This is a genomic window from Vibrio sp. Makdt (assembly GCF_027587015.1).
Classification (GTDB): domain Bacteria; phylum Pseudomonadota; class Gammaproteobacteria; order Enterobacterales; family Vibrionaceae; genus Vibrio; species Vibrio chagasii_B.
This window is the reverse complement of record NZ_JAPPTH010000021.1, coordinates 68793-83072: the sequence shown is the minus strand read 5'-3', so window position 1 is coordinate 83072 and position 14280 is coordinate 68793. Positions and strand designations below refer to the sequence as shown.

General features: G+C 41.8%; 14 protein-coding genes and 1 pseudogene. 6 read left to right on the top strand and 9 right to left on the bottom strand.

Annotated features, from left to right (window positions below):
* The 3 genes and pseudogenes from OH460_RS21225 to OH460_RS21215 all read right to left on the bottom strand — a co-directional run.
* On the bottom strand, positions 1-196 hold a 196-nt coding region (locus OH460_RS21225; RefSeq protein ID WP_269999471.1), incomplete at its 3' end, for a hypothetical protein.
* The gene (locus OH460_RS21220; protein ID WP_269999469.1) at positions 189-2519 is read right to left on the bottom strand and encodes a hypothetical protein; all 2331 of its coding nucleotides are present in this window, start codon (positions 2517-2519) and stop codon (positions 189-191) included. The genes OH460_RS21225 and OH460_RS21220, both read right to left, overlap by 8 nt.
* 142 nt (positions 2520-2661) lie before the next feature.
* Positions 2662-2880, bottom strand: a pseudogene (locus OH460_RS21215) (nucleoside triphosphate pyrophosphohydrolase family protein); the annotation flags it as partial.
* A gap of 212 nt (positions 2881-3092) precedes the next feature.
* Between OH460_RS21215 and OH460_RS21210 the strand changes: the two are divergent.
* Complete coding sequence (locus tag OH460_RS21210) at positions 3093-4160, top strand: sensor domain-containing diguanylate cyclase (RefSeq protein WP_269999467.1); 1068 nt, start codon at positions 3093-3095, stop codon at positions 4158-4160.
* A gap of 27 nt (positions 4161-4187) precedes the next feature.
* Here the strand turns inward: OH460_RS21210 and OH460_RS21205 are convergent, their stop codons facing one another.
* Both OH460_RS21205 and OH460_RS21200 read right to left on the bottom strand, forming a co-directional pair.
* Positions 4188-4754, bottom strand: coding sequence for a DUF1415 domain-containing protein (locus OH460_RS21205; RefSeq protein ID WP_269999465.1), 567 nt, complete (start codon positions 4752-4754; stop codon positions 4188-4190).
* Positions 4755-4839: 85 nt separating this feature from the next.
* Positions 4840-6039: an MFS transporter gene (locus OH460_RS21200; protein ID WP_269999464.1), complete on the bottom strand. Its 1200-nt coding sequence runs from the start codon at positions 6037-6039 to the stop codon at positions 4840-4842.
* 111 nt (positions 6040-6150) lie between these two features.
* Between OH460_RS21200 and OH460_RS21195 the strand changes: the two genes are divergently transcribed.
* Positions 6151-7023, top strand: coding sequence for a LysR family transcriptional regulator (locus OH460_RS21195; protein WP_269999461.1), 873 nt, complete (start codon positions 6151-6153; stop codon positions 7021-7023).
* Positions 7024-7700: 677 nt separating this feature from the next.
* Here the strand turns inward: OH460_RS21195 and OH460_RS21190 are convergent.
* Positions 7701-7937 carry a glutaredoxin family protein gene (locus OH460_RS21190; protein WP_004741645.1) on the bottom strand — a complete coding sequence of 79 codons (237 nt, stop codon included), beginning with the start codon at positions 7935-7937 and terminating at the stop codon, positions 7701-7703.
* A 153-nt stretch (positions 7938-8090) separates the two neighbouring features.
* On the opposite strand from OH460_RS21190, the gene OH460_RS21185 reads away from it, so the two are divergent.
* On the top strand, positions 8091-8588 hold the full coding sequence (locus OH460_RS21185) for a M48 metallopeptidase family protein (RefSeq protein ID WP_061031460.1): 498 nt from the start codon (positions 8091-8093) through the stop codon (positions 8586-8588).
* Positions 8589-8592: 4 nt separating this feature from the next.
* Positions 8593-9840, top strand: a complete 1248-nt coding sequence (gene rlmF, locus OH460_RS21180) for a 23S rRNA (adenine(1618)-N(6))-methyltransferase RlmF (protein ID WP_269999457.1) — start codon at positions 8593-8595, stop codon at positions 9838-9840.
* A gap of 97 nt (positions 9841-9937) precedes the next feature.
* Here rlmF and pilW read toward each other — a convergent pair whose 3' ends face one another.
* Both pilW and metA read right to left on the bottom strand, forming a co-directional pair.
* Positions 9938-10678 carry a type IV pilus biogenesis/stability protein PilW gene (pilW, locus tag OH460_RS21175; RefSeq protein ID WP_269999455.1) on the bottom strand — a complete coding sequence of 247 codons (741 nt, stop codon included), beginning with the start codon at positions 10676-10678 and terminating at the stop codon, positions 9938-9940.
* Positions 10679-10859: 181 nt separating this feature from the next.
* Positions 10860-11801, bottom strand: a complete 942-nt coding sequence (gene metA, locus OH460_RS21170; protein ID WP_061031457.1) for a homoserine O-acetyltransferase MetA — start codon at positions 11799-11801, stop codon at positions 10860-10862.
* A gap of 265 nt (positions 11802-12066) precedes the next feature.
* Between metA and OH460_RS21165 the strand changes: the two genes are divergently transcribed.
* Complete coding sequence (locus OH460_RS21165; protein WP_269999452.1) at positions 12067-12435, top strand: ATP-binding protein; 369 nt, start codon at positions 12067-12069, stop codon at positions 12433-12435.
* Between the two features lie 78 nt (positions 12436-12513).
* A complete protein-coding gene (locus OH460_RS21160; protein WP_004739678.1) occupies positions 12514-12936 on the top strand; it encodes a DUF3859 domain-containing protein in 423 nt (140 codons plus the stop codon).
* Between the two features lie 105 nt (positions 12937-13041).
* On the opposite strand, the gene OH460_RS21155 is transcribed toward OH460_RS21160, so the two are convergent.
* Positions 13042-14148 carry a M20/M25/M40 family metallo-hydrolase gene (locus tag OH460_RS21155; RefSeq protein WP_269999450.1) on the bottom strand — a complete coding sequence of 369 codons (1107 nt, stop codon included), beginning with the start codon at positions 14146-14148 and terminating at the stop codon, positions 13042-13044.
* Between the last annotated feature and the right edge of the window lie 132 nt (positions 14149-14280).

Below are 14280 nucleotides of genomic sequence, written 5' to 3'. Positions count from 1 at the left end.
CCCAAACAACATCCTCAAAATCGGAGTCCAGCCAAAAGGGACAATCTAATTCGTGATCATAGATACCAATCATTTCATTAGAACTATTAATAAGTTCATCATATGCATTATAATGACTGGCATTAGTTACAAGCTGCTCGTGTTTTATATTGTGTATACTGGTAATTTTACTTAAAATTTTATTGTATTCACGCATTTCTTGATCTCAATATTATTGATGAAATTTCTTTACTTAAGGCATCGTTATACATCCCAATGATGTCATCGCTTACTTTTATCTTCGTTGTGTTATCTATAGAAGATTTAATATGTGTTATCACATAAAGAGATAAAAGCCTCCATTTTTCAAACGTAAGTAGACTAAGGTTTAATTCTTCCGCATCAAGCTCATCTAATTTTAGGATGTATAACATTAACTGTAGTAGTTGCACAGTGATGATGATCTCAAGGTTATTAAATTCAATTTTTTCAATGTCTTCATCACTATCTACGTTAAAGCCATGTTCACTAAAAAATCTATCCACGTCTATGATGCTTCCATCTAAAACTTCCGGAAGGAGAGGGTTATCTTTCATTGCTAAGTATATTACAGTATTCTGAAACACTCTAATATCTCGCTCCTGTACATATCTTTGTAATACATCTGGAAGATAGGCATCTATAAGCTCGCTATATGAAGAAGAATGGCCAAGAGTTTTATGGAATACCCTTAGTGAACTTGTATTAAGGTACTTAAATACGGCGATAGAACTTCGTAAAGATCTAAGACTGACAAATATATCTACTTTTTCATTTTTTGTAACCCACATTCCACTATTTTTACTTATTTTATAATCAAAGCAATCAAATAGGTCATAATAGGAATCATGCTCTCTTCTGACAAAGTTAATTGGTCTGGGTTTTTTGTTAATGCTTCTACAAACTAAGAGTAGTTTCTTCCAATTCGGGTCGCCTATGCTTTTTAGATATTCACGAGAATATCTGGTGTGCTCAATTAGTGCCTCTATACATATTTTAGATAATCTTGTTGTTGGGATTAATTGTGCTGCTTTTTTGCTGCCTTTTCTGTGCTTAAAGGTGCTTATAAGCGAAACACCATTTGACTCTTTGAACCCTGTAAGCCTACCATTTGAATCATATAGATCCCAGTTTTCAAATGATGATGGCACTAATTCGGGGTGTTCTCGTACTAATAGTAAAAGAAAAGGATAGATTGTTTTTAGAGTGGGGATGTTCAGTTCTTCGACAAGCTCTGCCATAGTCATTTCATCGCCTTTACTTACCAAGAATCTACTGTATGATTCAACCCCTTTAAATCCGTAGTTATAGAATGTTGCAATGGTATTATCTAGGTGGTTTTTTCCATAGGGGTAGGTTACCGCACTAATGCCACTACCTAAGTTAGCTCCATGTTTTGGAAGAGGTTTTACTACACCTGAATGCAACGCTTGCTGTATTCTATTATGTTTATTTATGACTTGACGAACCATGTTAATTGAGTGATTTGTAATATGCTTAATATCATCTCTTAGTCTATTTTTGATTATCTCAAAAGCTTCTTTATTAGGGATGTCTAAGGGTATTCCTGATGTGAGCTTAACCATCGTCTCTTTCGTTAACCCCCCACCGCTAGAATGATAGCGTTCTGAATTTTTAAGTCCTTTCAATGTTGGAATGATAATTTTTCTTACTGGTTCTTCGATAAGGTGGGTGTCGATAAATAGATTGCGATACAAACGAACTTTAGATGGGAACTCATTTCTTATAAGGTTGCGTAGTGCATTTGAACTTTTGCTTTTTTTTACACGTAATAGGTCTAAATGCAGTATCATTTCAAATGTTTTTGAAATGTTTTCCGGTGAAATTGACAATATTATGGAATCACTATCGATATAGATGGTTACAATTTGTTGGAGTAACTTCACAATTTGTCTCACTGATGTGTCTGCAAAAACCTTCTTATGTTTCGCAAAATAATTTATGCAGGCACTATGGACGAAATCTACAAACTCTTTATTGGTACTGTCATAAAGGAACGCAAGATGGAGCCGGACTTTTTTCTGATCTAAAGTGGTAGCTTTCCACCCTTCGTAATATTCAACTAGTTCTTCAATTCTGTACTTGTGGTAAATTGAAATGTAAGCATTGAACTTATCCTTAGATAAAGGGAAATCAGTCGTTTTAACCACGCTTATGCCAGTTAGAGCTGCATAAATTCGTCTAGCGTAACCGAGTGACGAATTTTCATCTGTTTTTAATTCTGTTATACAAAAACCCACATAGCACATGATGTGTTCAAGTATTAAATCTGTATCATTTTGCACTTTTAAATTATCAAAAGTCTTATCATGCCCTGTGATGACGTGAAGGAAACAGGCGTAAGTTTTGATGATTGTTTCTGGTACATTCTTGTTGGGGCAATTTTTTTGCATATGATGCAAAATATGCCATCGATAGGCATTATTAATAGCGCAGTAGAGCTTTGGGTAGAAGTTCAGAGATCGTGTTTCAATTGCCATACTACACCTCTATCTCATGTATACATACAGCCTAGAAGTAGTTTTGACAGTTGTCAATTTTACGTGAGGGTTTTTATTTGTTTAAAGTGTTTTAATAAACAGGTATTTATGTTTATTTTGACATAATAGAGATTTAGGAAAACACGTAAACGCTGTCTACAATAGCGTCCGCTTGTTCGATTTTTGAGTCCGCTTCTGCAAGTTCTGTTAGCTCTTCGATCGCTAGAGAGGTATGTAGCGTATCGCCTTTTTCGTCCATTGTTTCAGGAGCAGCAACCGGCAGATCAAAAGTACTGCGGAACTCTTCAATGTCGCGGTAAAGGTGATCGTAGATTTCTTGGTTTAGTTGAGAAAGGTTCATATTCCTATCCATTCTGTTTCGTTAATGGACCATTTTAACAAAGGTAGGAATAGGGTGCTAACGCAAAGTGGAAGAACGCGACTTTTATTCATTGGACCAATGAGGTATTTTGCACACAAATCAATTGATTATTATGTTTTTCTACTCTTTACTCTTGTTTATATTAGAAATATTAATGTTGTCACTCACTTAGGCAGCAGTGGGATATCGTTATGCACCAAGCTAGTGAAAGCGAAATTGTTATACGCCGTTTGTATCAGATTACCAATGACTATCGAAAAGGCTTCGATAGTCAAATCGCTCAGCTGCTCGCTATGGGGCTCGAACGTTTTGATTTGGATATTGGTATCTTGTCAAAAGTGGAAGGTGATACTTACTTGGTCGAGCACTGTGTCACACCTGAAGGCGTTGACCTGAAAAGTGGAGATATGTTCGATTACCGTTCGACTTACTGCGAAATTACATGCAGATCAAACGGTCCGATTTGCATTGAGCATTGTGGCGAACACAACACCTATGCGAGACATCCTGCTTATCAATCCTTCGGCTTAGAGTCTTATATTGGTATCCCTATTTTCGTTGATGAGGAGCTCTACGGCACGCTTAACTTTTCGAGTGGTAATCCTTACTACCGCGAGTTTAAAGAGTTTGATATCGATGTGATGAAGCTGATGGCCTCATGGATTGAAGTAGAGCTTGTTCGCAGGCAGCAAGAGAGAAAACTACAAGAGTTAAACGAAAAACTCGAGTATCAGGCGCTTTATGACCCACTGACGCATTTACCCAACAGACGCTTTTTATTTAAAACGTTAAACGTAGAAGTAAAGCAACTTAAGGGCTCTTTAGGCAAAGGAACGTTAGCGGTGGTTGATATTGATTTCTTTAAGTCAGTAAACGACGGCTATGGTCACCAAATGGGTGATGTTGTCCTGAAGAAAGTGGCCAATGTATTAAGTAGTAATGCTCAGGAAGGGGAGTTTGTTGCACGCTTTGGCGGTGAAGAGTTTGTGATTTGGTATCCCAATATTGCTTCAAACTGTGTCGAGGATAAACTCGCTACTTTGCTAGAAGAAGTCAAAAAAATCACTCTAGATCGAACACCTATCACTATCTCTATTGGCGCTTGCCATTTCGAATTAAGTGCTGGTGAAACACGCAATGAACGAATGTCAGCGTTGGATTCACTGATTAAAGTAGCTGATGAGTGTTTGTATGTTGCCAAAGAAAATGGACGAGATCAGTTTGTGTCTCGTCCATATCATCAGCAAAAAGGCATTTAGTTACTGCTGCAGGGGAATACTAAGTGATTAACTAAACAAGTACGGGAACAATTTACGACGCTCTTCTGGTGTTAACGATTCAACTCGAGCGATGTTGGTATCTGGAATGGCTTCAGGATTCGGGTAATGCTTCAACACCTTTTCCATGCTCGCTTCACGAATCAAATGGTAAACCGGGTATGGTGAACGGTTCGTTAAGTTTTCATCGTCTTCTGGATCCGCTCCACCAAAGCAGTAATCTGGGTGGAAGGTCGCTACTTGATAAACCCCTTCCCAATCTTGCTGTTTGATCAAAGCTTCAATCCAATCAATGAACATGTTGTAGTCGAAGAAGTCCTGTAGCATGTTAGGGACAACCACCAGAGTCGTCTCTAACTCAGCGACTGGCGTGTTATCGAGTTCAACAAAATGCGTCATGATGTCTTCCAGCAGCGCTTCTTCGGTTTTAGCTTCACTCACAAAGATCTTAATCTGCTTATTACGTTGTGGCTTTGCTGCAAATGGGCACAGGTTTAGGCCAATAACAACATCGTCTAACCACTGTTTTACTTGGTCATGGATGGTTTGAAGATCAGTGTTTTGAGTGTTCGACATAACAGGTTCCGAAATGAAATTTTGCGTAGGATATCAGAACGGTTGTTAATCAAAAGCACTAATTGTCTCGAAAATGCTGTTGTTTCTATGCCTCTGCGAGTTTAGATGTCGATACTTGACGTTGTTTCAACTGGTAGACCCAAGCAAATATCGCGACATAGAAGACAGAACCTCCCGCAATCACGCCATTCCAACCAAATAACTGCCAGCAGTATAAGAGTAAAAACCCGCCCAAGCTGCCACCAATATAATAGTGTACGAGGTAGAGCGCGGTTGCTGTTGCTTTGGCGCTTGGCGCTTTTTGACTGACCCAAGAGTAGGCTAGGGTGTGCGAGAAGAAAGCTCCGCCACTTATCAGCAATAATCCTGCTAGCATGAACGGAATGTCATCAATTGCGGAGAGCAGCATTCCTAGCAAGCTGATACACACACCTAACAGGATTCCGTTTAACGGGTCGAAACGGAGCGTCCATTTGTTAGACAGCTTAGAGCTGACGGTACCTGCCAGGTAGCAGAGAAAGATCAGTGATGCTAAGCCAACAGGGACGGAGTGAGGCTCGGATACTAATCTAAAGCCCATTACTGAATACAGGTTCACGAACAGAGCGAAGTTGGCTCCACCAATCAACATAGCAAGCCATAAGGTACGGTTTCTTAAATGCATCACAACTGAGCGATTATGATGAAAGAACAGCCCTTTTTGCGGTTTGAAGTTTTGCTGGTCGGGTAGTCGATAGGCAATGAATAAAGCGCCTAATAGCGAGCCCACCACAAAGATCAGCACGGTAACGTGCCAATCGAAAAAGTCTGTGAGCAAGCCGCCTAGCACACGGCCAAAGATCCCTCCCAATGAGTTAGCAGCAATATAGCCACCAATCGCGACAGCAAAGGCTTTGGGTGTTAACTCTTCGACCATATAGGCGACAGCGACACCAGCAAAAGCTGCGACCGCAATTCCCATGAATGCTCTAGCAATAACGAGTTGTAACAGCGTCGTGGTGAATGCCATGCCTAAACCAATTACTGGAATCGCAAAAAGGCTAAATAGGATGATAGGCTTTCGACCAAATGACTCTGAAGCGATAGCCCACGGTACTAAGCTAATCGATAACCCAAGCGTGGTTGCGGCAAATAGCCAGTTAATTTGGGTTTCCGACACTTGGAAGTGTTCAGCCATGTGCGGCAAAATAGGTTGAAATACGTAAAGGTTGCAGAAAATGATAAATGAACCAATCGCTAATGATTGAGTGATCCGTTTGTATTGAGTACTGCCTTTGTCGAACATTTATCTTGTGCCTATGCGGAATAATTAAGCTGTTTGTGAACAAGTTACCAGTACAAGGTGGATTAAAGAAATATATTAAAAATATCACCTTTATATATTTAATATATCGATATGCTTGAATCAAAACCACTTCGCCATTTTCTCGCGGTTGCACAGTTTGGGAATTTTACCCAAGCGGCCAAAGCCTTACATATCGCTCAACCTGCCTTGAGCATATCCATTAAAAAACTCGAGCAAACACTTGATTTGATTTTGTTCCGACGCGGAGATAAATCGGTCACTTTGACGGAGGAAGGAAAGGTACTGTTTGAGCATGCCAAGCGAATCGCCCAACAGTTTGATGATGCAGAGCTGGCGATGAACGAATTGAAAGGTTTAGAAAAAGGCGAAGTGCGTTTGGGAGCTCCAAGCATGATGGGGAGCTACTTCTTTCCACAAGTCGTGATGGCGTTCAAAAGCCAATACCCTAAACTGAAGTTGACGTTGATTGATGCGGGCACTGCATCGATTCGTGAAATGCTATTGAACGGTGAACTCGACATTGGTGTTATCAATCATGAAAATGTACCGGATGACCTAGAAACTGACCACTTGCTTAGTTCTGAAATGTTAGCCGTTGTCGGCAAAGAACATCCGTTAGCATTACAGCCATCTATTACCTTTGAAGAGTTTTTTGAACAAGAGCTGATCATGTTCAAATCAGGGTATTTCCATCGTGACTTTATTGATGCGACTTGTAAAAAATACGATTTAGATATGACCATCGCCTTCGAGACTAACTTACTGCCCATGATTCTATCCATAGTAAAAAGGGAGTTCGCCATTACCGCACTGCTTAGCTTGGTGACAGAGTATGAAGAAGACGTTGTAGGTGTGCCATTTAGAGAGCCTGTAAAACTTAACCTCTCTTTGGCGTGGCGAAAAGAAGGCTACTTGTCTAAGGCCGACCGAACCTTTATCGACTTCGTCAAACAATATGTGTAACTAGTAACATATTAATCTGCCAAATAATTGGGACTAGTGTCACGTTTTTCATTGCGTTTTGCGACATGGCTCACTGTTAGTTGCACCGATACTAACGGTTTTTAATTTACTTGGTATGCATGCCTGTTAAATAATACTAATACTTTTTGAGTAGGTAGTGAGGGACTATGAAGTGCGCATGCAAGGAACAAATGTTAATACGAGTTCGTCGAACGTTTTTCGATAGAGTGTTGGGAATCAAAGGCCGATATAAGTGCAGTAAGTGCGACACCGTGTTTAAAATTAAAGGCTAGCTGTCCATAATTTGAAACGTTAATTTGCTTGGGAAGTAAGTACGGCGATTATATTATTCTTTGAAAAACGTGTGCTCCACAATATGGTTAACGAGCAGGGGGAAAGAGATACTCACTGCCTTGAAGTTAATCAATTTGGCAACTCTAGCTCCATGAAGTGTAAGTGCAAAGAACGAAGGCTCATTAGAGTCCGCAGAACCACAGTCGACAAAGTCCTTGGTATCAAACAGAAATACAGATGCGCTACATGTAGCGGTTTTCTAAAAGTCAAAGGCTAAAGATTCGTGTCGACAAAGGGATCATTCGATCGATATAAAACAAAGCCCGAGTGTCTAAATTGAGACGCTCGGGCTTTATTGTATGCGGGTAACAGTTCAGAGCACGTTAGGTGTTCTTTGAGTTATACATCTTGTCGAAGTTCTTTTGGTTCCATCCGACCATGATTTGGTCACCGATTTTAAGAACCGGGATAGAACGAGCCCCCATCGCTTGTAATTCTTTACGGCCACGTTGCATCTTGGCATTTGTTAGGCGGTAAACAATCTTCTTAGAGTCCAAATACCGTTGAGCATCTTTACAGTGCGGGCATTTGTCTGCGACGTACAATACAACACGTTTCATTTTTACTTTCTCTTGCTGAGTCTAGCTCTTGATGATTCTTGTTAAAGTGTAACGAATCCTAGGTGATTAGAAAAGTGTGATCAGTTACACTATGCGGCTCAATTTTCGACGTCATAACATTTTGATGTGACGTAACTTGTACGGTCTTTCTGCATGCATCCTTCATTACGCTATATCCAAGGCTATCCAAAGCACATTATCGATCCTGTCACTCAACTTGTTGAGTCAGGTAAATTGGTGCCATGGTTTGAAGCTCGCTACCCAAAGAATCACGAAATAAAAAGCGAGAAAGCCCTGTTTGATTATGCGATTGAGATTAAAAATCGCTATATGAAGAAAACGCCACCCATCAGTAAAGTCATTTATGATGGCAAGATTCACCTAATAAATAATGCACTAGGTTTGCATTCATATGTCGCCAAAAACCACGGCGGTAAGATCAAATCGAAGAATGAGATTCGTATCGCCAGTGTTTTTCGTAATGCTCCTGAGCCTTTGTTGAGAATGCTGGTGGTGCACGAACTGGCGCACATTAAAGAGAAAGACCACGACAAAGCCTTTTACCAACTATGCTGTCACATGGAACCGGAATATCATCAACTTGAGTTAGATGCCCGTTTATTCATGATTTATTTAGATTTAAAGAAGTAGCCCAATGAGCCAATCACAAAATAGAACCACGTTAAGTCTGTCAAAAAACAGTGCTTCTGATAAAAACCGTAACAGTACGGATTCAAAAGTGGCTGGACAGAACAAAGCCAAGCGAGTTCCTGGTAAACCAAGCAATAACAAAGGCGGGAAGGGTAAAGCACCTCTTAAAAAAGGCACTTCTAATAATAACGCACCCAAAAGACCGAATGGTTCGCACAAGCCTTCTAGCTCGAAGCGTTCTGGTGGTGCATCACGCAATAAGAATACCGTAAAGCCAGCAGCGGGTTTACACCCAAGAAACCAACATTCAGGACGTTACGACTTTGATTTATTGGTCGCTGCTTTACCAGAGCTAAAATCACACTTAGTTAAGAATCCAGTAGGCGAAGATACGATCAATTTCTCTGATCCACAGGCGGTTAAACTACTCAATAAGGCGCTACTGGCGCATCACTATGGTGTTAAGCACTGGGATATTCCTGCTGGTTATTTATGTCCGCCAATTCCTGGTCGAGCAGATTACATCCACAGAGTGGCAGACATCCTTAATAGCGATGGTCAAGGTGAAGCATACAACCATCAGTCAGTGAAAGCGCTAGACATCGGTGTTGGTGCTAACTGCATCTACCCAATTATCGGCGCCACGGAATACAAATGGCGTTGCACGGGTAGCGATGTTGACCCTGTGTCAGTGAAAGCAGCGAATTTCATTGCTGAAAGTAACGTTAATTTAAAAGGTAAGATCAAAGCACGTTTGCAAGCGGACTCTGAATCTATCTTTAAGGGTGTGATTAAGGATAATGAGCGTTACGATGTCACTATTTGTAACCCTCCATTCCATAGCTCTCTAGAAGAAGCTGAAAAGGGGTCACAGCGTAAATTAGACAACCTAGCGGCAAACCGAGCTAAGAAAGCAGGCCAAACGTTCAAACCTGAATCGAAAAAAGCTAAGCAAAATAAGCCAACCTTAAATTTTGGTGGCCAAAAAGCAGAGTTATGGTGTCCAGGTGGTGAAGCGGCATTCATCATGAAAATGGCAAGAGAGAGCCAATTGTTTGCAACGCAAGTGCTGTGGTTCACAACGCTGATTTCGAAGAAAGACAACGTCGATATGATTCGTTCAGAGCTAGGCAAGCTGAGAGCGAAACAAGTGAAAGTGGTTGAGATGTCTCAAGGCCAGAAAGTGAGCCGCTTTGTAGCATGGACCTTTATGGACTACGCGCAAAGACAAGAATGGATTGCGCTTAAATAACGGTTCACACTTCAAAACTAATAGGTCTCGTTAACTCTCTTACATAAAAAACGGGCTTGTTGTTCATTCAACAAGCCCGTTTTATATTTTTGTGTGTCTAAGCAGAGATCAATTCATCCAATTTATTTTGGTATTTCATCTCAAGCACGTGGTTCCCAGCTTTCTTTTCCAGATCGACTAAGATTTGAAGCGATGGAATTTGATAGCCATATCGCTGGTGGAACTTAAACAGGCGAAGCCTAGCGTCGTTGTAATCGGCTTCACTCACTTCGATCTTGGATAGCTGCAATATCGACTTTACTCGGTTCGGGTCATGGTCAATGGCGCGGGTAAAGTAGTACTTGGCTTGTTCTGTATTACCTGCCTTAAAAGCACAAAACCCCGCATTCTCATAGCTGGCAGATACTAGATAATAATAGGGCTGATCGATGGCACGGTTAAAGTACTTATCTGCCTGCTCATACTCGCCTTGCTTACACAAAAACGTACCGTAGTTATTCAATACATTCCCGTTTCTCGAATCGAGGCTCAGCGCTTTTCGGTAGGTTGATCTTGCTTCGTCTACTTCGCCCACTTGTTCATAATAATGTGCCATAGAGAGTCGAGCGCGGTAGTAGCTTGGCGCGTGTTTGATAGCAAGCTCTAGGTTTTCACGAGCCCTGACCATATTGCCTTGACCCATGTAACCCAAACCTAATTCAATGCGAGATTCCGACATCGCAATCGGGTCGCTTTCTATTTTCGGTGGTCCCTCTGTTACAGAGACACAGCCAACCAATGAGAGAGATGCAATCAGAGCTGAGAATAGGGGATTTGAAAACAATGACTTGGCAGACATGTGAAGCTCCTTATGAACACCAGACAATCATATGAGATTGATAAACATAAGGTGGTAAATCTATGGTGGAATGCGACCCACTCTCCATAAAAAAACTGCGTACAACTGGCTTGTTTTCATCGTTAAACGAATCAACAGTTTATTGTACGCAGCTTTCTTTTACTGACTAAATAGCGAATAGCTAATCGTCTTTGGTGAAGTTCTCTTCGCTGAAGTGATCCAAATCGTAAGGCGTTTGTTGGTAAACGCAGTAGTTTAGCCAGTTTGAGAACAGTAAGTGACCGTGGCTGCGCCAGCTCGCGACCGGTTTGTTGTCTGGGTTATTGTTCGGGTAGTAGTTGATAGGGATGACTGGCTCCATGCCTTCACCTAAATCACGGATGTATTCATTGTGAAGTGTATGTGCATCGTATTCAGGGTGACCAGTCACAAATACGTTTCGCTTGTCTTTGGTTGATGCTAGATACACACCAGCGACATCTGAAGTTGCAAGCACATCAAGGTCGGTATGCTCTGCTAGATACTCTGGCGAGAAATCCGCATAACGAGAGTGTGGCGCTAAGAAGGTGTCATCAAAACCACGCAGAATAGGGTGGTAAGGGTTGTGAATCTCGTGGTTGTAAACGCCAGACAGCTTCTCTTTACGAGTACGCTTCGGTAAGTCATACAGCAGTTTCAGGCCCGCTTGAGCAGCCCAGCACACATAGAGAGTCGAGGTAACGTGCTTGTTAGCCCACTCCATGATGGTTTTTAGGTGGTCCCAGTAGATAACATCTTCAAACTGAACCAAGCCCAGTGGCGCACCAGTGATGATCAGTCCATCAAAGTTACGGTTTTTGACCATCTCAAATTGACGGTAAAAGTTATCCAAGTGCTCGGTCGGTGTATTTTTACTTGGACGATCATCGATTCGAAGCAGCTCAACATCCACTTGCAACGGGCTATTGGATAGTAGGCGCAAGAATTGAGTCTCGGTTTCAATCTTCTTCGGCATTAGGTTGAGGATCAAGACTCGAAGTGGACGGATTTCCTGTGTCGATGCTCTTGATAGCGGCATAACAAAGATGTTTTCTTCACGAAGAACATCGCTCGCTGGCAATTGGTCTGGAATGCGAATAGGCACAGCTTTCTCCCTAAGCTAGATATGTAGACGTCTATACTTCTAAATCTATAATAGTTTGATACGCTTGTCGATATACAAAATGGATAGTTGTAAATTATTTGTGTTTTTATCAAGAGAGCACTTAGTCGCCTTATGGTTATTGCCTCTGTTTAACAATGCATAGACAATGTACAAGTGTGATTGATTGCTGATATCGGCAGTAATAAGAGCAACACTCTACTATTTACGATAAACTCATGTTTTTGATTTAAGCCGAAAAACATCAATGAAGTTAATACTCATTCGAGGGCTGCCAGGTTCGGGTAAGTCAACAAAAGCAAAAACTTATGACGCCTTGCATGTCGAAGCTGATATGTATTTTGTTAATGAGCAAGGTGAGTACTGTTTTGACCCCAAACAGCTACAACCGGCTCATGAGTGGTGCCAAAACACCGCTGAAAATGGCCTTAAGAAAGGGAAAGATGTCGTTGTATCGAATACCTTCATCAAGCACTGGGAAATGAAGGCTTATCGCCAACTCGCGCTTAAATACAAGGCGGATTTAGTGATTGAAGTTTGCCGAGAGAACTACGGCACTATTCACGACATTGAACCATCAGTGCTCAAGCGCATGGCGAGAGATTGGCAAGAGTAGCTCTACTCTGATGTCACTCTATAGGCTGGGTAACCCCTCGTATTAAACTAACAAAACAATTCCAAGGTAACGATTGAAATGGCAAAACGCTCTGTCGTCGTAGAGATGACTTCTTACGGTATTTACTCCACGTGGGATTCTAAGTCTAAAGACCTACCTAAAATCCAAGAGTTTACCACCACCGTTGACGCTGAAATCGACGTCGAGTTTGGCTATATCTTGAATATCAAAAAAGCCAAAGGCGAAAAGATTCGTTACTGCATTTATCACCCGGATATCACAACCGACAAAGGCGAAGTGCTTGAGCCGTTCGATGGTGAAGAGTACGTCGGCAATAACGATTGGGATTTCTACCTAGGCGACACCATTTGGGCACCAGTCTCAAACAAGATCGGTAAATGGCGCATGACGGTCGAACTCAAAGGCAACATCATCGCAGACAAGACATTCGACCTAGTAGCAAAAGACGAAGGCCAGTTCTGGAAGCGCAGGGGGTTCTAGCCTCGAACTTCTAGACAAATTTGAACAATAAAAAAGCCGAGTCTTATAGAACTCGGCTTTTTGACATTAGCTAGGTGACATTCTCTATCTAGCTTAGAAGTAAGATTATTGTGTTACGTAAGCCACAACAAACTCAGTGATAGCAACCATGTCTTTCACTGCAATGTACTCTTCTGTGGTGTGTACTTTCGCCATACCAGTAGATAGGTTAACCGTAGTTAGACCTTTCGCATTGAAGTTGTTTGCATCGCTACCGCCGCCAGTGCGTTTAGTGTTTGCAGTTACACCTAGCTTCTCAAACGCTGATTTGATAGAAAGAATGTGCGGATGATCGTCTGCAATAACGAATGCATCGTAAGCACGAGTTGATTCGATTTCTACCTCAGCACCGAATTGCTTCGCGCTTTCTTCGAATGTCGAGATCATGTGTTCAACTTGAGCAGTTAGCTTTTCGCCGTTAAGAGAGCGCGCTTCCGCAACCACTTTTAGTTCTGGCATTACGATGTTAGTCGCTTGACCGCCTTCAACAATACCCACGTTCGCAGTTGTTTCTTCATCGATGCGAAGTAGGTTCATCTTAGTGATTGCGTCTGCTGCTACTTGAATTGCACTGATGCCTTCTTCTGGTGCTAGACCAGCGTGAGCAGGGCGACCTTTGATCGTAGCAACGATCTTTTGTTGGCCTGGTGCTGCGTTTACGATAGTGCCAATTGGACCGCCTGTATCAAGAACGATAGCGTGCTCAGATTGAATGTAAGACATATCGAAGTTCAAAGAACCGAATAAACCGCCTTCTTCGAACACTGTGAATGCAATTTCAATTGTTTTGTGTGCCTGACCTTCAGCTTGAATGCAGCGAACGGCTTCCATGATAGCCGCAATGCCAGACTTATCGTCGCCACCAAGGATCGTGTTGCCCTTTGAACGGATGATGCCATCTTCGATGATTGGCTCAATGCCGATACCCGGTGTTACTGTGTCCATGTGGCAGCTGAGTACCGTGCTACCCGGTAGGGTGCCGTCTAAACGCGCGTAGATGTTGAAGCCATTGGATACTTCTTCAGGAACTGCCAGTTTGTGAACGTCAAAACCTAGTTCGCCTAACTGCTCAGCGAGTGCTTCTGCAATTGCCTTTTCGTTGCGTGATTCACTATCGATTTTCACAAGATCACAGAAATGGTCGACTAGACGTTGTTCATTAATTTGGGTCATTGTTAATTCTCATTATGTTTCCGCTCTTTCCTTAGAAGTCACGGCTATAGGAACAGGAAAATCACTATAACGCCTTTTTGTAGGATGATTGCCTGAGTTAAATCAAGAAAACCGCCTGATTATTCCAGATTA

What these genes read in the sequence shown, in the direction of transcription:
- OH460_RS21160 (WP_004739678.1), top strand. Translation starts at nt 12,514, where the DNA reads ATGGCAAAACGCTCTGTCGTCGTAGAGATGACTTCTTACGGTATTTAC.
- OH460_RS21210 (WP_269999467.1), top strand. Translation starts at nt 3,093, where the DNA reads ATGCACCAAGCTAGTGAAAGCGAAATTGTTATACGCCGTTTGTATCAG.
- OH460_RS21190 (WP_004741645.1), bottom strand. Translation starts at nt 7,937, where the DNA reads ATGAAACGTGTTGTATTGTACGTCGCAGACAAATGCCCGCACTGTAAA.
- OH460_RS21205 (WP_269999465.1), bottom strand. Translation starts at nt 4,754, where the DNA reads ATGTCGAACACTCAAAACACTGATCTTCAAACCATCCATGACCAAGTA.
- OH460_RS21155 (WP_269999450.1), bottom strand. Translation starts at nt 14,148, where the DNA reads ATGACCCAAATTAATGAACAACGTCTAGTCGACCATTTCTGTGATCTT.
- rlmF (WP_269999457.1), top strand. Translation starts at nt 8,593, where the DNA reads ATGAGCCAATCACAAAATAGAACCACGTTAAGTCTGTCAAAAAACAGT.
- OH460_RS21195 (WP_269999461.1), top strand. Translation starts at nt 6,151, where the DNA reads ATGCTTGAATCAAAACCACTTCGCCATTTTCTCGCGGTTGCACAGTTT.
- OH460_RS21200 (WP_269999464.1), bottom strand. Translation starts at nt 6,039, where the DNA reads ATGTTCGACAAAGGCAGTACTCAATACAAACGGATCACTCAATCATTA.
- OH460_RS21185 (WP_061031460.1), top strand. Translation starts at nt 8,091, where the DNA reads ATGCATCCTTCATTACGCTATATCCAAGGCTATCCAAAGCACATTATC.
- pilW (WP_269999455.1), bottom strand. Translation starts at nt 10,678, where the DNA reads ATGTCTGCCAAGTCATTGTTTTCAAATCCCCTATTCTCAGCTCTGATT.
- OH460_RS21220 (WP_269999469.1), bottom strand. Translation starts at nt 2,519, where the DNA reads ATGGCAATTGAAACACGATCTCTGAACTTCTACCCAAAGCTCTACTGC.
- OH460_RS21165 (WP_269999452.1), top strand. Translation starts at nt 12,067, where the DNA reads ATGAAGTTAATACTCATTCGAGGGCTGCCAGGTTCGGGTAAGTCAACA.